We start from the raw sequence: 19,634 nt of genomic DNA, 5'->3' as shown, positions 1-19,634 counted from the left end.
TAATACATATTAATCGTATAAATCAACTGGGTTTTAAAGTTTTTTGAATTGAATGAAAGAAAAATAAAATATACAATAAAAGGATGGAGAGAAAGGGGAGAAAGACATGTTACGATTTGATCATCTCGTTCACGCAGTTCATGGCACACCGGAGGAAGCGGTAAAACAAATGCAGGCACTTGGATTTCATACTGTACTAGGCGGAGAGCATACTACTTGGGGTACTTGGAATAGTTTAAGTTATTTTGATTTATCATACATAGAATTTTTAGCAGTTCAACATGAAGAAAAAGCGAAAGAAGCAGAAAATCCGTTAGTACAAGAAACGGTAGTGAAATTACAAGATGGCGATGGGATGCTGCAAATCGCAATTCGAACAGATACCATTGAAGAATTAGCAGATAAGTTTAGTAAATACGGTTTACAAACAATAGGACCATTTGAAGGGAAACGTATGAGAAAAGATGGCCGCCTTTTAGAATGGAAAATGTTATTTGTAAAGCAAGAAGAGAACGGGCCGAAATTACCTTTCTTTATACAGTGGAATGAAACAGATGAAGAAAGAAGAAAAGATTTACGTAACATTGGAACAATCACGGAACATAAAAACAAAGTACAACAAATTGAAACAATCCATTACGCAGTAAAAAATGTTCGAGAAACAGTACGGAAATGGAAAGCAGTCATGGAGCTAACTGCAACTCCAGTCATGAAAAATGAAGAATGGAATGCGGAGTGTCAAAGTGTATCGTTTGGTGACATTCAAGTACAGTTTTGTGAACCAATTGGGAAAGGGCTAGTACTAGAATATTTGAAGAATCATGGCGAATATCCATTTGCAGTAGAATTTAAAGGGGAAAATAAACGAGAGTATGAAGTGTTAGGTAGTTTGTACATATATTGATAGAGGTGAACGCTTTGGAAGAAATACTTAGAGAGATAGAGAGAAAACTAGAATGGCCTCGTATTATAAAGTGTACAGCTATTTCAAAAGGTTTCTCACATGAAGAGAAATATAAAATAGAATTAGAAAACAAAGTAACATATTTTGTAAAAGTATGTGATGCAGTTCATTTTAAACGTAAACAAGAAGAATATACGTATATGAAACAATTAGAGTCATTACATATTCCAACGCCTAAGTTAATTCATTTCATAAAACTTGAGGAATTAAATAAATGTGTTCAAGTATTTGAATGGGCCCAAGGTGTAAATGGTCAAGAAGGTTTAAGGAAGCTATCGGCGGAAGAACAGTATCATGCAGGAAGAAAAGCAGGAGAAGTATTAAAGAGGATTCACTCGATAGAAAAAGAAAGTGCAAGTAATAAATGGAAAACATCTAGATGGAATAAATACGAAAGATACATAGAGGCATTAGCAAATTACGAAGTGAATTTTATAGATTTGAAGCCAGTATTAACCTTTGTAGAAAATCATAAAGACTTATTAAAAAATCGTCCAATCACATTTTTACACGATGACTTCCATCCAGCAAATAGTATGATTCATAATAAGGAATTTATCGTTATCGATTTTGGTGGATATGATTTTGGCGATCCTATACACGATTTTTATAACGTAGCGATTTTTACTACAAGAATAAGCAAACCATTTGCGGTTGGACAAGTCCATGGTTATTGCGGAGGGGAACCATCACTTCATTTTTGGAAACTGTACTCATTATATGCAGCAATGACATTCCCAGCTGATATCGTATGGACAAACCGAAGCACGCCGCATTTAGTAGATAATATGAAGGAAAGATTGAACCAAATTTTAGAAGATCATAATCAATTTTCATCCTATATTCCAAAATGGTATCAATCAAGTGAATTTAATAAATAACGGAGGAATTTATATGGAAAAAATAGCAGTAATTTCAGATATACATGGTAATATTCCAGCTTTAGAATCTGTACTACAAGACATTAAATTGAGAGGAATCAAACGCATAATTTGTCTTGGAGATTTAGTAGGGAAAGGTCCTCATTCTAGCGAAGTAATTGAAATCATTCGTAAAGAATGTGAAGTAGTCGTAATGGGAAACTGGGATGATTTTATTACAAAGCCGACTGAATTTGAAGCATTAAAATGGCATCAAAAACAACTATCGGAAGAACAAAATGACTATTTAAGAAGCTTGCCATTTTCAATCGAGTTTTATATGAGTGGAAAACTCATTCGAATGTTTCACGCTTCACCGAGAAGTTTATATGAAAGAATACAACCACACGCTTCAAGAGAAGAGCGTATTAGTATGTTCGAAAACAGTGAGCTCACGGAGAATATAGAAGGAGAAAGAAAACCAGATGTCGTTTGCTAGGGTGACGTTCACCAAGCATTCGTTCAAAATTTCAGAGGGAAAACGTTATGTAATGCTGGTAGCGTAGGAAATCCGCTTGAAATTACACAAGCTTCCTATTTAATATTCGAAGGAACTTACAATGAAAAAGAAGCAGCAAGTTTTTCCATCCAACTTGTACGTGTACCGTACGATATTGAATTAGCTATCAGGCTGGCAGAAGAGCTCGATATGCCAGAAATTGAAGAATACAAACAAGAATTACGGACTGCTTTATATCGAGGGTTTAAGGGGAAGTAAGCTAATCAAAATATATCAACGATTTTTCAAATATATCTATCGTAACTTAAAATATATCAACGATTTTTTCGATTTATCGACGATTCGACATAGGATATCGACGATTCGACAAATAGTGACATAGAAAGTTAATTATAATTTTGTTATGTAAACTAAACGGAGGGGGAAATATCATGAACCGAAAACAACAAATTAAAGAAATTGTAGATCATATTTTAAAATTAAACTTAACTCACCCAATAAGAGTTGGAGTAAGCGGTATTACAGCATCAGGAAAAACAACATTTGCAAACGAATTAGCGGAAGAAATACACAATCAAAAGTATATGTATAGCCTTTTATTAATAGTTATAATTCTCGTATAATTATATTAGCTTTAGAAAGTGAAAAACGGGGGATAAGGCAATAAGAAACGCAAAAAGGGGAGAAAAATAGAATGAATGAAGTACTAGAATTAAAAGAAGAACTACTACAAATTAAAAATAATAATTATGCTGTACCAGAAGACGTAGATGCATATCCATATGCGCAGTGGATGCTAGATTATATCGGATCACCTGATGCTGAATTACGTGATGATTTAATTTATAGTACGCTTCACACATGGATTACAAATGATGTATTTAGACAAAAAGAATTACGGGGATTAATGCTACAAGCAATTAGTCCTGATTATTTATTTTATAAAATTGGTGAAAAGGGAACAGACTCTGTTTTTAAACGTGCATTCTCTGTATTAATTCCACCACTTATTTTATCTGTTCATGAAAGAGAACCGTTGCTATCTGAAGAACAACTGTACAGTGTAGCAGAACAAGTGCTGGAATATGTATATTTAGAAGAAGATGTAAGAGGTTATGTAGAAGGAAAAGGATGGGCACACTCTACTGCACATGCAGCGGATGCGCTCGATGCGTTAGCACGTACAATACAAAATCGTGAGTTTTCATATGCGATTCTTGCAGCTGTTCGTCAGAAAGTTCGCCTAAATGACTATGTTTACATACACTTTGAGGATGAGAGATTAGTAACGCCAATTATGTCGTTACGTAATCAAAATCTTTTAACAGAAGAAGAGTGGAGCAACTGGTTACATAGTATAGCAATTGTTGAAGACATCCCGCATCCTCAGTATGATATTTTAGTACAAAATATTAGAGCTTTCTTAAGAAGTTTATATTTTAGAGTTTTAGAGACAGAGGGTAGCACAGCCTTTACAGATGATATATTGGAGACTTTGAGGGGATTGCGTAGGTATTAAAAAAGAGGAATAGATAGTTTATCACTGGATGTATTATAAATGTATATGTAAGAAAAGAACAAGATTAAAAAACCGATTATATTTGTAGAATCCGCTACAAATATAATCGGTTTTTTAGTTGAATTGAAATTTTAGACTTAACCATACACAAGCTTATATATAATAATAAATGTATTAAATATGTAATTCCGGATGTTCTTCATATAAACTATTCACATACTGTTTTATATTCTTGATGAATAATAGAATCTCTTCACTAGGCATTCTAGCATGTTGAAGATGAAAAATATTTCTTTTTCCAATTTTAAATTCATCTGAAGCTAAAGTAATAGGGATATTTCTAAAGATATGCCAGGGATAATATAAGTGTACAAAGGTTTCTCTAAAATATATACCTGACTGACAAATTAATACTCCATCAGATCCTTTCCCTATGTTCCCAAGGACAGATGTATCTAAAAAAGCAATGATTTGTTCTTCTATTGGAATGATGAATCGTGCCTCAATTGCTTTTAACTTTTTATCTGAAATATGAGTTTCTACAAATAATCCATTATCAGGTTCTAATAATTCATTATGCGTCTCAAACAAAGAGCAGATTGATTTTATCTCATTAATTTTTATAGCTGGATGTATATCATTTTGCTTTGAATTTTGAAATGAATTCTTAAGAGCCATAAGTAATTCTTTAAATAATAGTGGTGGATAATCACTTCCGTTAATATTGAAGCTTTTTTGTGCATCAAAAGATAAAAAACCATCTTTATCAATTTCGATTTGTCGCACTTCATTTAATTGATCCCATTGCATATTTCCTTTACCTAATAACCAATTTTTCCAGTACAAACCTGAACTTGTAAAGTAAACACCATATTTTCCTGATCCAAATAAATTACAACTTAAAAAAGCAATAATTTGGTCATCCGTTGGTATAGAAAAGCGTTTTCGGGCAATTGATAAGAAATCTTTAGGGATTCTAGTAACATAAAACCTAGATTGCTGATACTCTAAACAAATATCAGTTAAACGATTAATATCTATATTCACCTTAATCATTCTCCGTTTCATATTTCTATTCTATATAATAAATTATAATATTTTCAGGAAAATATAAACACTTAAATTTAGCTTAAATTGACAAGGAAGGATTCTAAAATAAATTTGAATTATTTATTTGAAGTAGTATCGTCTTGTTAAGTTCATAAAAAGCACATAAAACCACTACCTCCCAACCATACTAATAAAATGTGTTGGAGGTGAGTTTAATGGACAAAAAAGATTTTGAAAAAGTGTATAATGATTACTTACATCAAGGAGAAGAACAAGCTCAATTCGAAGTAGACCATGAAGTTAATACAGGAGCAGAACAAATAGTTGCAGTTCGTAAAAATGATGATGGGGATTTAATTGCTTTTAAAACAAGTAGCGGGAGAGAGTTAGATTATATGACTGCTCTTAGTGAAGCAAAATCAGGGAAGTTAGCTCATGTGGACGTATTTCATAAGTATGGCAGAGATATTATACGTAGCGAACCTGATGGAATAAAAGAAAATAACTTAGATAATTTACCTTCATTTTAAACGGGTAAACCCCAAGAAGAGAATGTTCATTTGGATATTCTCTTCTTTATTTTACGAAGTTTTTCTTGCAAATAGACGGTTCATTTTTAACGTGCGATAAAACTTTTAAAGAGCGCTCTAAATTTTTCTTTATCTTCTGCTGTAAATGGTTTCGGTCCCTTTGTACGTTTACCACTTTTTCGAACCATTGCACTTAAATATCGTGTTTGTAACAATTGTTCAATGTTATCATTCGTATACTTATAGCCTTTATGGTGTAGTACGATACAACCTTTTGCTAAAGCAAGCGAAGCAAGACCGTAATCTTGTGTTATGATTAAATCTTCTTTTTGGGCTAACTGCATAATTCGGTAATCCGCAGCATCTGCTCCAGAATCAACATAAATTGTTTCTACGCCTTTTGGCTGCTCTGCATTAGAATAATGAGAAAAGCTTGTAACGAGGGTAACAGGAATTTCTGCCTTTGTAGCTTCAAAAATAATTACATCTTTTACAGGACAAGCATCTGCATCAACATAGATTTTCATTGGTATCACTCCTATAACTAGGTTCGTGTTGATGATAATGGTAGATTTAGGTTTTGTCAAACGAGGATTTTGTATTTTAACTTACAAAAATTGTATGTATTTAAAAATATATGTTAATATACAATTGGTGTAATAATAATAATTTTCAGAAATGGGGAATTGAATGATTTATAAAGCAGATAACAATGTAAGGCAAAAGTTAGTTGAGATGTTTGATGATTTCGATAGCACGATTGTACTTTCCTATCTCCAAGGGCATATGGGAAATGCGTGGGTAGACAATCTCGAAAATCCAACTGTTGCTCAAATAACTGTAGGAATTTTTGTGTTTTATGCCGGGAATCCAAACGCAGAAGAGGCGGAAGAATTATTATATAATCTACCTGATTTTACTCTTGCCATTGTTGATTCGGATGAATGGAAAAAACGGATAGAGACTGTTCACAAAGGATCAATTGAGAAGTTTCAAAGGTTTAGATTTAATAAAAACCCCGGCGATTTAGATAAAGAATACATACGGGATATATTGTCTACATTACCTCAAAATTACGAAATGAAAAAAATTGATAAAGATATAGCAAAGTCATCTTCATTTCATGCACTCTCAGAAGATTTTACTAGTCAGTTTGATTCAATCGATGATTTTATTGATAGGGGCGTAGGGTACGCCATTTTAAATAAAGGACAAGTTGTTTCTGCTGCAACATCATTCAGTATATTTAATGATGGTATCGAGATTGAAATTGCGAGTCATCCTGAACATAGAAGAAAAGGTTTAGCTATGATTGTAGCATCTGCAATTATATTAGATTGTTTAGATAGAGGAAAATATCCTAGTTGGGATGGAGCAAATTCTGAATCTGTTGAACTAGCAAAAAAGCTAGGCTATACTTTGAAAGAATCTTATGATACATATTTTATTGAAATAAAAAAATGAACCAATACAAGTACATAAACTAAAGTGTTTTTTAGTTTATGTACTTAGTTAAAAATGAATTAAATTATATTGATGATATGCAAGGATACTACTTATTTTCCACAAACCAAAATAGCCTCCCGCAAACGAGAAATACCTTCCTCAATTTGATCAATATTCACTTTTCCATAAGATAAACGTATATAACCATCTTTCGCACCGAAAATACTACCGGGCATAAAAGCAATTTCTTGTTTTAAGCTTTGCATAATGAGTTGTTTTTCGTTGATCGGTTCTTTTAATTTTCCCCATATATAAATACCACCAGTCGGGTTTGAAAAAGAGATTTTATCATGAAGTTTCTCGTTTAGGGCTCGAACGATAACGTCTCTTTTTTCTGCTAGCTGTTTTCGTAACGGTACGATATGCGACTGAAATGGCACAGTTTCGAAAAACTGCTGCATAAGCCACTGCGGGAAAATGCTCATACCTAATTCCATTTGGTGCCTTGCGTCGGATAACCTTTCTACTACCGATTGCGGAGCGACGAGCCAGCCGACTCGTAAACCTGGTGCAATCATTTTTGATAAGGAATGTACATAGATGACAGTTCCATTTTCATCTATTGATTTTAAAGTAGGGCAAGGTTGTTTCTTTTCAAGCGTAAGTAAACTAGACGGATCATCTTCCACAATCGCAATACGTAAGTCTGCACAAAGGGATAGTAGTTTTTTTCTACGATTTGGATGCAGCATTGTGCCCGTAGGATTTTGGAAGTTTGGATTTAAAAAAATCATTTTAATACGATGCTTTCGATATAGCTCTTGCACATCATCTGGATTAATACCGTGTTCATCAACAGGTAATGGGAAAATACGAATACCCGCTGATTGGAATAAAGGTAAGGAATAACAGTGTGAAGGACTTTCGAAAGCAACAGCATCACCCGGATTTAATAAACATTGTACGATAAGGTGAAGTGCTTGCTGTGCACCAGATGTAATCATTATGGATTGCTCAGTCGCTTCAACTTTTAAATGTTCTTTCATATATTTTACTACCGCTTGTCTAAGCGGGAGATAGCCTTGCGGATGATCGTAACTTAATGAATGTGTTAACGGTTGTTCCCGTAAAATCGTTTGTAGTTGATCGTGAGGATAAAGATTACAACCGAGTTCTCCGTTTGCAAAATCAATAATGTTTTCATTTTGTTGTACTTCTGCCCGAATATGGCGAAGTAACGGCAAGTTTGGTAAGAACGTACCGCCTTCTACGAAATTTCTCCAGTTCGGCGTTAATGTTGGAGAAACACCCCACATATGTGTACTCACGCGTGTTCCTTTACCAGTCGTACTTTCTACAATTCCCATAGCACGTAGTTCATTATAAGCAGTCGTTACTGTACTTCGGTTTACATTTAACTGCGTAGCTAATTTCCGTTCGGAAGGTAGGAAGCTACCTGGAGGAAGTTCTCCGTATGTAATACGTTTTTCAATAAAGTCAATAACTTGCTGATAAATAGGGATTTTACTGTCACTATCTAGCTTCCATTCCATAAAAAACGCCTCCGTATCTCTTATATACATCCAGTATAGCAAATTGGCTGGGTAAAAAAACAGCCAATTGGACGGTGTTTTATCCAGCCAATTTTACTATGCTAAATAGGGAAGGGGAGATTCGGATGAAACGATGGCAAATGGAATGGCTCCTAGTATCAGTTGCATTAGTATGGGGAGCAAATTATACAATAGGAAAGTATGGTGTGGCATTTATGTCATCCATTCAATTTAATAGTTTACGATTTTTAGTAGCATCACCGGTATTATTACTTATTACTTTTATGATGGAACGCTCATTACGTATTGAAAGAAAAGATTGGCTACGATTAGTAGCAGTCGGCATCGTTGGAACGACAATGTATCAAACGATGTTTATGCTATCTGTGAAATATACTTCAGCAACGAACGCCTCATTATTAATTGCGATGTCACCTATATTTACAGGGATATTAGCAGTATTACACAAACAAGAACGTTTTTCGATGAAAGTACAAATTGGTTCAATAGTAGCGTTTATTGGTGCAGCATTCGTTTTATTAACAGGACATACAGGAGGAGCTACTTACGAGTATGCGTGGCTTGGAAATGTAATTGGATTAGTCGCAGCAATTGCTTGGGGATGGTATCCAATATTAGCACAACCTCTTATTACAAAATACTCCGCAATGAGAGTCACATCTTGGTCTACTTTAATTGGAATTGTACCTCTCGTTATATATTGTTTATTCAACGTAAATACATTAACGTGGCCAGTAGATACGCCAAGCTGGGGATCACTAGCATATTCAATTGTCTTTGCGACCATCTTCGGACTTGCAATGTGGTATGTCGGTATTAGTCAAATAGGCTCAACGAAAGTAATGGTTTATATGTATCTTGTACCGTTGTTCGCAGTTATTTTTGCGGCAGTAACAATAGGAGAGCAAATCAATATAATGCAACTGGTTGGCGGACTTATTATCTTTGTGGGTCTATATGTTGTAAAAAAAGGTGGAATCAAAAAGCCAGCTCTCAATTTGAAAAAGGTAAGCTAACAGTAAAAAGGATCTCTTTCATATAGAAGGAGAACCTTTTTTATTTCGTATTAAAAGCGCTTGTTCAACCGCCCATTTTTGATGATCGTGAATGAGAAGCTCTACAGCATGTAAAGGGGACATCCACCTTAAAACATGATCCTCCTCACAGTTTCCAGTTCGTTTCTGCACCATGTTCGCAATATAAAAGAACCCATCGTTTAAATAATAAGTATCTTCTTTTTCCGCATAAAAATATCGCATTGCATTACCGATATATTGATTAATTTCAATTGCCCATCCTAATTCCTCTAGTAGTTCACGATGTAAGCATTCATCTTTTGTTTCGGTACCTTCCATACCGCCACCAGGTAAAAAATAACGGTCTCCTTTTTGGATAATAGCAATGTTTGAAGAAGTAGAGTTAAAAATAATTGCATAACAACTAGGGCGTAATACATATTGCTCAGTAGGCTTTTTATAACCAAAAGTAAGTTTAGATATCATAAAACACGTCACCTCTCTATAAAATACATAAAAGGAATAATAAGGTAAGGTTAGAATTATATAAGTACAATCTTAATAGATTGGAGTGATAACAAAATGATAAATCGAAAGTGTACTCGCTGTAAAGAAATTACAGGTACATTGCACGGTGGTAAAAAAATTAAGGAAGAATTTTTATGTGAAGACTGTTTGCAAAAAGGAATTGCGAGTGGGGAAATCGAATTATCACAAGTGGAAGAAAAACAAACTTCATATCTTTCTATAAAAATATTAAAAATAATGAGTGTGATTTATTTAATAGGATCAATTTTAATGGCTTTTTCAACTGGTCCATTTATATATAATCTTGGGTTTGATGAAATATCTATTTCGGGATCGGAATTAGGTTTAATAAGTATTGTTATGTTAGGTTCTATATTTCAGTCAGTTCTTGTATTTTGCGGGATATGGGTATTTATCCTTTTAGTAGAAACAGTCATTAAAATTTATGAAAAAATGAAGTGAGTGAGAGGGAGAAACGTATGCGAGTAAGAAACATCCAAGGGGAAGATTATGTAAAGATTCATTCTGTTTTAAATGATTGGTGGGGCGGGAGAGACATGGCTGCTATGTTGCCAAAATTGTTTTTCGTTCACTTTCAAGAAACGAGTTTTATCATTGAAGAAGATGGCGAAACGTTAGGTTTCTTATGCGGATTCTTTTCGCAAACGCATAAAGAGGAAGCGTACGTTCATTTTATCGGGGTAAATCCGAAGTATAGAAGAAGAGGAATTGCATCGACATTGTATTCGTATTTCTTTGATGTCGCACGTGCAAATAATCGTAAAGTTGTAAAAGCAATTACGTCACCAGTTAATAAAAAATCGATACAGTTTCATCAAGAAATCGGTTTTCGAATTGAGGCTGGGGATGATGAGGTAGAGGGTGTATCGGTACATACAAATTATGATGGGAACGGCGGGAGTAGAGTTTTATTTTTGAAACATGTGTAAAAGTAGGCTAGCACAAAGTTAGCCTTTTTGTTGTGAGGAGATAACAAGTATGGAGAATAAACAAAGTAGATATGAGTATGTAAGACGCATACATAAGGTTCAAGATTATATAGAATCAAACATAGATAGTTCACTATCTATTGAAGAACTAGCCGATGTAGCAGGATTTTCAAAGTATCATTTTCATAGAATTTTTAAAGGGATAGTAGATGAACCATTATCTCGGTATGTAAACCGATTGAAACTGGAAAGGGCAACAAACCTTCTTACATACCGTTCGGATATGACGATTACTGACATCGCTTACCATTTTGGTTTCACAGATTCGGCAGTTTTCTCCCGTACATTTAAAAATTATTACGGAGTAAGCCCGTCTCAATATCGAAACTATAATAGCAAGAATTGCAAAGACGTAAGAAGAACTTCTCAATACAATGAATGTAAGAAGGTTCGAGGGAATGTTGAAATTGTAACAGTGGATGATATAAACGTCGCATACATAAGACATACAGGTACATATGAAGAGTTAACTATAGCTTTTTCAAAAATGATAGAGAAACTATTTCATTACGCAGTTGAGCAAAACTATCATGTATTTGAGGATACGAAAGTATTAACCATTTACCACGATAATCATGAATTTACAGAGGACTATCAGTTAAGGACTAGTTTATGTATAACAATTCCGGATGAATCCGCAGTAGAAACGAGCAACATTGGAATAATGGTAATACCTTCTGGAAAGTATGCGGTAAGTCATTTTGAAATACAACAAGATGAATATAAAGGAGCATGGGATTTTTTATACGGTGAATGGCTACCAAATAGCGGATATAAACCGAGAGATGCGTATCCTTTTGAAATGTATAAAAATGACCCAAGGCAGCACCCAGAAAATAAACATATAGTTGATATATATGTACCTATCGAACCTTTTTAATTATAGGTTAAAGGGGAAGGAATAATGAAAACTGCTGAAAAGTTAGATCAGATTATACAAGAAGAATATAAAAACATGAATGGTATGTTAGTAGTGCAGAAAGGTAATGTTATTTTTGAAAACTATTATAACGGGCATGGTCCAGATGATGCATTTCATGTAGCGTCAGTCACAAAAACGATAATCTCGGTCCTAATTGGGATATGTATAGATAAAGGCTATATAAAAAGCGTTGATCAAAAAGTAATAGAGTTTTTTCCTGAATATAAACGTAAGGAATCTGAAATAACAGTGCGACACTTACTTACAATGACAGCTCCATATCCTTTTGTAGACTGGCAGGAACCGTTAGAAGAATTATGTACACAACCAGACTGGGTACAGTATACACTTCATAGAATGGGGAACGGCGGAGAGATTGGAACTTTTAAATATTCATCTGCAGGAGCGCATGTACTATCAGCAATTATCACGAGTGCAACAGGAAAAAGTGCGCGTGAATTTGCGAATGAACAGCTATTTCAGCCACTCGACATGAGAGAAATTCCAAACTACAATATGAAAGCGTTTGGATTTGATGACTTATTCGGAAAAGATGTAAAAGGATGGGTTCATGATCCAAATGGTATTTCGACAGGCGGCTGGGGACTAACGTTAACAGTTAAAGATATGGCTAAGTTTGGACAGATGTATTTGAATGAAGGTATTCATAATGGAAAACAAATTCTATCAAAATCCTGGATAAAAGAATCGACAACAATGAACCAAAATCAATATGGTTACTTATGGTGGTTACGAGAAGAAGATGGAATCTTTTCATACTGTGCAATGGGTGATGGTGGGAATATGATTTGTTGTATTCCAGAGAAGGAATTGGTAGTGGTGATTGCTTCTGAAATTATACCGAATGCAGGGGATAGATGGGAATTGATTGTGAAATATATTCTTCCTTACATACAAAACAATTAAATTTAAGATATAAGGCGGTATGAGATTTCATACCGCCTTTATATATGGCATTTTACATGAAAGGGAGATGGGAAAATAACTTAATGTCATTAAGTTAACCGAAAAATAAATATAGTGTAAAAAATGTTAAGGTTTTGATTTATTTATTTTAATCTTTATTTTTCTATGTATAATGAATCCGCATACTAAAAACATTTTAAAGAAAGGGGCGAATTAAAAGTTAATGTGCATTTCTTGATGGCTTAAGGAAATAGAATAATATTTTAAGTTTTTTTGATAAGTACAGCGTTTATATGGAATTTGTCAAAAAGGGTATTTACCTTTTTGACGTTTGGAGGGTATATGAATCTAATATTAAAAGAAATAGCAGTGAACAGAAAAATATTCATTATGTTATTTATCGGATTTACTTTAACAATTCTGCCCATACTTATAGCGATGTCGATTCGAGATTATTACGATGAAAAATTTTATGAGTACAAAAATGGTTATTTTAAATATTACTATACTGTTCAGCTTACTAGCTTTGGGGAATTGGATTTCAAAGCAATTCAAGAGGTAACAGGAACTAGTTTTAAGAACTCAAGTGTTATTACAAATAATATGAGAATGGGAATCCCCGGCATAGGTGAAGTAACGATGGTTGGTCTTATAAATAAAAATTGGTCTCCGCCTTTAATAAAAGGTTCTCGTATGGAAGATGGGGAAGAAAATAGTGTAATTGCTGGAAAGAGAATTTATAAAGAATCTGAAACAATAAAACTGTTTAGTAGAGAGTATAGAGTTAAAGGCGTGAGCGCTGCGAATACTGGATACGCATATAATTCCAATGTTTTTGTCGGCTTAAGTGACATGCCTGATGAGATAAAACGACGTATGCAAAATGAAAATACATTTGAAATGATAGTAAGGTCTAACGAAAATCCTAAACAAGAAATAGATACATTTATTCGGTATATTAAGCAAAATAGAATTGATACGAATGTGAAAGTGATAAATGAAAAGGAGAATTATGAGAACGAAAAAAGCTCGAATAAAGCTATGAGAGCACAACTTACTCTTCCGTACAATCTACTTTTTATTGCTGTAATGAACTGTATAATTGCGAGTTATTTTTGGATTTACACGAAGAAGAAGAGTATTTCCTTAAGGAAAACGTTGGGAGCAAGCAATTTGAATTTATTTGTATTCATATTTAGCCAATTATTCATATGCGCAATCGTTGCAGCTATTTGTGCGATATGTATGCAATGGATTTTAAGTACAATGAATAAAAGCATAGTGCATGTAATGGGTTTTACTATTCATATAGATGTTTTTAAAGTTGTGATGAGTGTAGTAATTTCCTTGTTTATTTCGTTCATCACCGCTGTAATACCATTTTTCAAAATACTTAAAATTGAACCTGCTAAAGGGTTAAAGGAGTAAATAAGATGAGACTAAAAAGTGCTCTTATGGCCCTGAAAAATAGATTGCTCATTTCTATTTTTCTCTTAATACAATTCACGTTCGGATTAGCAGCAATAACCCTTTCCATTAATATGCTTTGTAATTTTCACTATCTTGAAAACAGTTCCAACTCGTTGCTAGATTTAGAAAGTACATATTTCATCACTTATGATGGGATGACTACTGATAGGTTGAAGGCAGATCAATTTAATAAAGGACAAGTCGAAGAAATTTATAAAAAAATGCAGCAAAATAAAGATGTGATTTCGTATGGTACATACGAAGAGAGCATAATCGAACTAGAATCCAGCAATCGACCGCTCCAAGAAAGTATGTTAGAAGAATTGAAAAACAAAACTTTTCGCGATAAAAATCCTACTATTCGTATAATTACAATAGATGAAGATTATTATAAATTACTGAATATACCCATAAAAACTGGAGCAGGCTTTTCGTATCGAGACTTCCACAAAAATAGTGAAGAGAAAACGAATGTTTTGGTAGGTCCTTACTTTAAGAAATATTTTCAAATAGGGGATACAATCAATAATCAATATATGATTATTGGATTTTTACCGGAAAATAAATTTATTATAGATGGTAACGGAGTGAGTATATACCAGAAATTAGACAAGGCTATGTTATCACCCATGCCAATTGATAGGTATGAAAACTATGAAATAATGTTTTCAAGATTACATCAAAGTACAATTATGAATTTAAAAAGAGACGCAGATATAAACAAACTACAAGAAATGATTCAACTGAAGGGAAGCGACGTTACGTTATACTTAAAAAATTTAGGAGAAGAAATAAATGAAGCCGTTACTAGTAGTATGGATACGGAAAATATCGATCTTATAGTAGGAAGTCTATTTATTTTATTTATAATAGCGGGAATGGTCGTAACGACAATTGTTTCCATCATAATGAGAAAGAGGGAATTTGGTATTAAGATGGTCCTTGGAGAAAGTAAGTTTGGGATGCTCATTCAAATTGTATTAGAAAACATATGTATTGCGATAGTTGGTATGTTTTTATCGATAGTTTACTTTTTATGGAGATACGAGAATCATCTACAAGTTTCGAAGGACTTTGATACGGCGTCCGTACGCGAAATAAATTTAAATATGCCTATTTTATTATTTGTATTCCTATTCTTACTAGTGATCATCATTATTTCAAATCTCATTGTCTTCTTATTTATTAGAAAGCTCGAACCGAAAACATTAATAGGAGGAATGGAATAATGAGTTTGATTGTGCTAAAAGATATTAAAAAGGTGTATAGTAACAAGAACCATAATACGTTCGCGTTAAACGGTATAAGCTTAACGATATATAAGGGCGAAATTATAGCGGTAATGGGGCGATCAGGCTCAGGGAAGAGTACATTACTAAATGTTATCGGGTTAATTGATATGCCAAATGCGGGTGAATATACGTTAAATGGAAAATCATTAACTGAAATTAGAGCAAATAAAGTTCATAAAACAAGAAATGAAATGATTGGATTTATTTTTCAATATTTTGCATTGTTAAAAGAACATACTGTACTGGATAATGTAGTGCTACCACTCACATATAGAAAGCTAAAGCAACGGGAAAGAGAAAATAAGGCGAAGTTCTATTTAGATAAAGTAGGATTAAAAGAACATATGTATAAAACACCCGACGAGCTATCAGGTGGACAACAGCAGCGCGTCGCAATTGCAAGAGCGTTAGTAGGTGAACCAGAATTAATTTTGGCGGATGAACCGACTGGAAATTTAGATAGAAAAACAGGAGAAGAAATTATGAATCTACTGTTACAACTGAATGAAGAAGGACGAACAATTATTATTGTAACGCATGATATGGAAGTAGCGAATAAGTGTAATAGAATTATTGAGTTAGTTGATGGGGAAGTTGTGCGGAGTTAGTAATTTAACAATTATATCTAATTTAAGAATCCGTATTGATTAATTTTTCAAGACGGATTCTTTTTATTTGTAGGATTAAAATAAAAAATCCCCCGTAACTTTTTATGATAGAAAATCGTTTAACAAAAGAAAGGATTTTTAATGATGAATGGGGGAGAACCATGAAAATTCTAATACTAGGTGGTACACGATTTTTAGGCAGAGCATTTGTAGAAGAGGCTTTGAACAGAGGGCATGAAGTTACATTATTTAACCGCGGAACAAACAAAGAACTCTTTCCTGAAGTGGAGCAGTTAATCGGTGACAGAAATGGTGGTGTATCAAGCTTAGAAAATCGAAAATGGGATGTTGTCGTGGATACGTGTGGGTTTTCTCCACATCACATTAGAAATGTTGGAGAAGTGCTTACAGATAATATTGAACACTATATATTCATCTCAAGCCTTTCCGTATATAAAGATTGGATTCCACATCATATAAAAGAAGACTATATATTACAACCTGAACCGACGGAAGAGCAAATAAAGGCTGTAGAGAATGGTGAAGTATCTCCTTATGAGTATTACGGTGCGCTGAAAGTATTATGTGAAAAAGAAGCAGAGGAGTATTGGCCTCGGCGTGTTTTACACGTAAGAGCAGGACTTCTTTCAGGAATGTTCGATTATACAGATCGACTTCCATACTGGATTCAGCGTGTAGCAAAAGGAGGTAAGGTGTTAGTTCCAGGAAGAAAAGACCGTCCAGTGCAGATAGTTGATATAAAAGACGTCGCAAATTGGGGACTAAACATGGCAGAAAACAAAAATGCAGGTATATTCAATGTAACAGGTCCAAATTATGATTTGACGATAGAAGAACTATTAAATACGTGTAAAAAGGTTACGCATAGTGATGCTGAATTCGTTTGGGTAGACGAATCGTTTATGAGTGAACATAATGTGCAGCCGTGGACAGAAATGCCTTTATGGATTCCGGAAACTTTTCCATTAGATGGTGAGACGAAGCCGTGGAAAGGCGGGTTTTCTATTAGTGTCGAGAATGCTGTGAAAGAAGGGCTTACTTTTAGAAGAATAGAAGAGACAGTTACAGACGTGTATGAGTGGATGAAGAGCACAGACGAATGGGAATTAAAAGCAGGTATTTCAAGGGAAAGAGAAAAAATGTTATTGGATAAGTGGTATGAAATAAAGAGAGTTTAAATACGAATCTTGTGAAAAAAGGACTCTGTTTATTGATTAAACAGAGTCCTAATATGAATCTACCACTCAATCGGTTCTTCTCCGTACATCTCCCATAGTTTAGGAAACATCTTTTTTAAACCTTCTTCATCGTCTTCATCCCAGTCAAATTCAAAATCTACATCGTCGAATTCTTCATTAGATAAGACATGGAAAAGTGTAAAGTAAGTATCATCTTCGTCACCAGTTTTTTCTGCATATACAGTGAAACCGAAATATAAAGAAAGTTCTTCTATTTCTGGAACGTCATACTCACTCAAATTTTCTAATACAGGAATTAATCGTTCTGGATCTTCAATACAAGCTTCGTATGTCTCTTTTCCTTGATATAATAACCATCCACGGAAGTAATCAAAAGTATCATCTGAACAGCCACCCATAATAATATAAGTGGCTGCCCATAAACGGGAGGTATAGGAATCTTTCAAAATACGATGCATATGCGTATCAAAAGCAACAATTTCATGTACTGTACGTTTAGCAAGGTGGGAAGTAAGCCATTCTATTTGTTCTTCTTGGTCCTCACCTTTCGTTTTTGCACGATGAAGTAGTTCCCAAAATTCTTCTTCGGTTATCGTCTTTTCTTTTATGTAATCTTCCCCTTGAATAGGGTCTATATATCCTTTTTTACGTTTGGAAGCAACTAGTTTATTAGCTTCTTTCATACATTCTTCTTCTGTTTCAAACTCTTTCGCTTTCACACTGCCAGCTGTGCCAATTTTTCCGTAAAACACAACATAGTCCTTTTCTTTCACAACGATTTTCCAAAACTTATTTGATTTCTCAGTTTGCTGGATTAATAACGTTTCCATCCGTACCCCCATCATGTTTTTCTAGTGTGCAATGTGATTGTAACATATGCATATACACTTGTAATGATGAAAATGAGGATTTGGAAAATTCGAAAATGATTGAATGAAATGGGCAAATTTAGTAATCTTATTTGTACATACATAATCGTTTTTTAATAATTCGATATTTAATATATAAGGGGGCATTACAGATGGATCTTACGTTCAAAGTTGAGAAAACATGTTTTAACTACCGCGTCGGAGCAATTTGTAAACAGGATAATAAAATACTTGTTCTTCAAAACAAAGGGGAAGATTATTGGTATGTACCAGGCGGAAGAGTGAAAATGCTAGAAAATAGTGAAGACGCATTAAAACGTGAGCTTGCAGAAGAACTAGCTGTTCCTATTAAAGGAATGAGATTAATATGGTCAGTAGAAAATTTCTTTACACTTTCTGGACGGAAGTTTCATGAGATTAGTTTTTATTACGAAGTAGAATTGCATGAATTACCCGCGAATGGAGCGAATCAATATATTTTGGAAGAAGAGGATGGAACATATCTATTTAAGTGGGTGCCGGTAGAAGAGTTACATGCATATAACTTACAGCCAGCATTTATAAAAGAGAAAATAAAGGGTATCGCAGTTCATACAGAACATATCGTGTTACAAAAATAAACGTATTCGGAGGAGAAAACGGTGAAGGGGACTAAAAAAGAGGTGCATATAAACGACAAAGCAATTCGTTACACACATATCGAAAAAGGTTCTAGTACGGTTTGCTTTATGTTTTCAGGTTCAGGATACAATTACGATAAGCCGTTATTTTATTACGCGACGATGCTTATGCTTGAACATAAAATTGATGTTGTACATATTCATTACTCTTACGACGAACAAGTAATGAATAAACCAATAGAAGAACTAACGAAAGTAATGATGGATGATATTTATCCTATAATAAATGAAGTATTAAAAGATGAGCAATACAACGAGACTATGTTTTTAGGGAAGTCACTCGGGACAATTCCGATTGCAAATGATGTAATGAAGAGAGAAGAGTTTTTACAGTCAAAAATGATACTACTTACACCTTTACTAACATTTGAATCTATTTTCGACTCCATTTTACATAGTCAACACGAAGGGCTTTTAGTTATTGGGGATAAAGATCATCAATATAATGCAGATCAAGTTAAGCAGTTATATAAAACGAATTTAACAATCGATGTTGTTAAAAATGCAAACCATTCTTTAAATGTTGGAGAATTTGAAACAGAAAATTCAATTGAAGCGATAGTGAAAGTAATAGAAAAGCTTAAAGAAGTTGTTAGGAAAAACTAACTTATCAATACATGCAAAAAGAG

22 protein-coding genes and 1 pseudogene are annotated in these 19,634 nt (G+C 33.9%); 18 read left to right on the top strand and 5 right to left on the bottom strand.

What is annotated here, in order from left to right:
* Window positions 1-106 precede the first annotated feature (106 nt).
* The 5 genes and pseudogenes from PDQ40_RS07710 (at window position 107) to PDQ40_RS07690 (ending at window position 3,863) form a co-directional block, all read left to right on the top strand.
* Window positions 107-904 carry a VOC family protein gene (locus PDQ40_RS07710; protein WP_074543695.1) on the top strand — a complete coding sequence of 266 codons (798 nt, stop codon included), beginning with the start codon at window positions 107-109 and terminating at the stop codon, window positions 902-904.
* 14 nt (window positions 905-918) lie between these two features.
* On the top strand, window positions 919-1,845 hold the full coding sequence (locus PDQ40_RS07705) for an aminoglycoside phosphotransferase family protein (RefSeq protein ID WP_270691401.1): 927 nt from the start codon (window positions 919-921) through the stop codon (window positions 1,843-1,845).
* A 13-nt stretch (window positions 1,846-1,858) separates the two neighbouring features.
* Window positions 1,859-2,602: pseudogene (locus PDQ40_RS07700) on the top strand (metallophosphoesterase family protein).
* Window positions 2,603-2,775: 173 nt separating this feature from the next.
* Window positions 2,776-2,967, top strand: a complete 192-nt coding sequence (locus PDQ40_RS07695) for a hypothetical protein (RefSeq protein WP_002170216.1) — start codon at window positions 2,776-2,778, stop codon at window positions 2,965-2,967.
* A 71-nt stretch (window positions 2,968-3,038) separates the two neighbouring features.
* Entirely contained in the window at window positions 3,039-3,863 is an 825-nt protein-coding gene (locus PDQ40_RS07690) for a DUF2785 domain-containing protein (protein ID WP_001006679.1), read from the top strand.
* A 174-nt stretch (window positions 3,864-4,037) separates the two neighbouring features.
* On the opposite strand, the gene PDQ40_RS07685 is transcribed toward PDQ40_RS07690, so the two are convergent.
* Window positions 4,038-4,910, bottom strand: coding sequence for a hypothetical protein (locus PDQ40_RS07685; protein ID WP_001017831.1), 873 nt, complete (start codon window positions 4,908-4,910; stop codon window positions 4,038-4,040).
* A gap of 218 nt (window positions 4,911-5,128) precedes the next feature.
* On the opposite strand from PDQ40_RS07685, the gene PDQ40_RS07680 reads away from it, so the two are divergent.
* Window positions 5,129-5,443 (top strand): DUF3892 domain-containing protein, encoded by a 315-nt coding sequence (locus tag PDQ40_RS07680; protein ID WP_000358171.1) that lies wholly within the window; start codon window positions 5,129-5,131, stop codon window positions 5,441-5,443.
* A gap of 86 nt (window positions 5,444-5,529) precedes the next feature.
* On the opposite strand, the gene PDQ40_RS07675 is transcribed toward PDQ40_RS07680, so the two are convergent.
* On the bottom strand, window positions 5,530-5,970 hold the full coding sequence (locus PDQ40_RS07675) for a YaiI/YqxD family protein (RefSeq protein WP_000708750.1): 441 nt from the start codon (window positions 5,968-5,970) through the stop codon (window positions 5,530-5,532).
* Between the two features lie 163 nt (window positions 5,971-6,133).
* On the opposite strand from PDQ40_RS07675, the gene PDQ40_RS07670 reads away from it, so the two are divergent.
* The gene (locus PDQ40_RS07670; protein WP_000639431.1) at window positions 6,134-6,907 is read left to right on the top strand and encodes a GNAT family N-acetyltransferase; all 774 of its coding nucleotides are present in this window, start codon (window positions 6,134-6,136) and stop codon (window positions 6,905-6,907) included.
* A 92-nt stretch (window positions 6,908-6,999) separates the two neighbouring features.
* Here the strand turns inward: PDQ40_RS07670 and pdxR are convergent, their stop codons facing one another.
* Window positions 7,000-8,442: a MocR-like pyridoxine biosynthesis transcription factor PdxR gene (pdxR, locus tag PDQ40_RS07665; protein ID WP_270691320.1), complete on the bottom strand. Its 1,443-nt coding sequence runs from the start codon at window positions 8,440-8,442 to the stop codon at window positions 7,000-7,002.
* Window positions 8,443-8,567: 125 nt separating this feature from the next.
* Here pdxR and PDQ40_RS07660 point away from each other — a divergent pair, with 125 nt between their 5' ends.
* Entirely contained in the window at window positions 8,568-9,479 is a 912-nt protein-coding gene (locus PDQ40_RS07660; RefSeq protein ID WP_270691319.1) for a DMT family transporter, read from the top strand.
* Window positions 9,480-9,497: 18 nt separating this feature from the next.
* Here the strand turns inward: PDQ40_RS07660 and PDQ40_RS07655 are convergent, their stop codons facing one another.
* Window positions 9,498-9,965 (bottom strand): NUDIX hydrolase, encoded by a 468-nt coding sequence (locus PDQ40_RS07655; RefSeq protein ID WP_270691318.1) that lies wholly within the window; start codon window positions 9,963-9,965, stop codon window positions 9,498-9,500.
* Between the two features lie 96 nt (window positions 9,966-10,061).
* Here PDQ40_RS07655 and PDQ40_RS07650 point away from each other — a divergent pair, with 96 nt between their 5' ends.
* The 8 genes from PDQ40_RS07650 (at window position 10,062) to PDQ40_RS07615 (ending at window position 17,435) form a co-directional block, all read left to right on the top strand.
* The gene (locus PDQ40_RS07650) at window positions 10,062-10,469 is read left to right on the top strand and encodes a DUF3980 domain-containing protein (protein ID WP_000610502.1); all 408 of its coding nucleotides are present in this window, start codon (window positions 10,062-10,064) and stop codon (window positions 10,467-10,469) included.
* Between the two features lie 17 nt (window positions 10,470-10,486).
* A complete protein-coding gene (locus tag PDQ40_RS07645) occupies window positions 10,487-10,957 on the top strand; it encodes a GNAT family N-acetyltransferase (RefSeq protein ID WP_001266048.1) in 471 nt (156 codons plus the stop codon).
* Window positions 10,958-11,006: 49 nt separating this feature from the next.
* On the top strand, window positions 11,007-11,897 hold the full coding sequence (locus tag PDQ40_RS07640; protein WP_270691317.1) for an AraC family transcriptional regulator: 891 nt from the start codon (window positions 11,007-11,009) through the stop codon (window positions 11,895-11,897).
* A gap of 24 nt (window positions 11,898-11,921) precedes the next feature.
* Window positions 11,922-12,866 (top strand): serine hydrolase domain-containing protein, encoded by a 945-nt coding sequence (locus PDQ40_RS07635; protein WP_076856478.1) that lies wholly within the window; start codon window positions 11,922-11,924, stop codon window positions 12,864-12,866.
* Between the two features lie 342 nt (window positions 12,867-13,208).
* Complete coding sequence (locus tag PDQ40_RS07630) at window positions 13,209-14,294, top strand: ABC transporter permease (RefSeq protein ID WP_001048979.1); 1,086 nt, start codon at window positions 13,209-13,211, stop codon at window positions 14,292-14,294.
* Window positions 14,295-14,299: 5 nt separating this feature from the next.
* Window positions 14,300-15,565 (top strand): ABC transporter permease, encoded by a 1,266-nt coding sequence (locus PDQ40_RS07625; RefSeq protein ID WP_001237488.1) that lies wholly within the window; start codon window positions 14,300-14,302, stop codon window positions 15,563-15,565.
* On the top strand, window positions 15,565-16,236 hold the full coding sequence (locus PDQ40_RS07620; RefSeq protein ID WP_000053194.1) for an ABC transporter ATP-binding protein: 672 nt from the start codon (window positions 15,565-15,567) through the stop codon (window positions 16,234-16,236). Before PDQ40_RS07625 ends, PDQ40_RS07620 begins: the two co-directional genes overlap by 1 nt.
* A gap of 161 nt (window positions 16,237-16,397) precedes the next feature.
* Window positions 16,398-17,435, top strand: coding sequence for an SDR family oxidoreductase (locus PDQ40_RS07615; protein ID WP_257809661.1), 1,038 nt, complete (start codon window positions 16,398-16,400; stop codon window positions 17,433-17,435).
* A gap of 59 nt (window positions 17,436-17,494) precedes the next feature.
* Here the strand turns inward: PDQ40_RS07615 and PDQ40_RS07610 are convergent, their stop codons facing one another.
* The gene (locus PDQ40_RS07610) at window positions 17,495-18,286 is read right to left on the bottom strand and encodes a DUF4240 domain-containing protein (RefSeq protein ID WP_098947070.1); all 792 of its coding nucleotides are present in this window, start codon (window positions 18,284-18,286) and stop codon (window positions 17,495-17,497) included.
* A gap of 191 nt (window positions 18,287-18,477) precedes the next feature.
* Between PDQ40_RS07610 and PDQ40_RS07605 the strand changes: the two genes are divergently transcribed.
* A complete protein-coding gene (locus PDQ40_RS07605) occupies window positions 18,478-18,945 on the top strand; it encodes an NUDIX hydrolase (protein WP_098947069.1) in 468 nt (155 codons plus the stop codon).
* Window positions 18,946-18,966: 21 nt separating this feature from the next.
* On the top strand, window positions 18,967-19,611 hold the full coding sequence (locus tag PDQ40_RS07600) for an alpha/beta family hydrolase (protein ID WP_098947068.1): 645 nt from the start codon (window positions 18,967-18,969) through the stop codon (window positions 19,609-19,611).
* The last annotated feature ends 23 nt before the right edge of the window (window positions 19,612-19,634 follow it).

Source organism: Bacillus cereus group sp. Bc061 (assembly GCF_027715825.1).
GTDB classification, from domain to species: domain Bacteria; phylum Bacillota; class Bacilli; order Bacillales; family Bacillaceae_G; genus Bacillus_A; species Bacillus_A paranthracis.
Note: the sequence above shows the minus strand (reverse complement) of the source record. Positions and strands in the feature narration are given on the sequence as shown.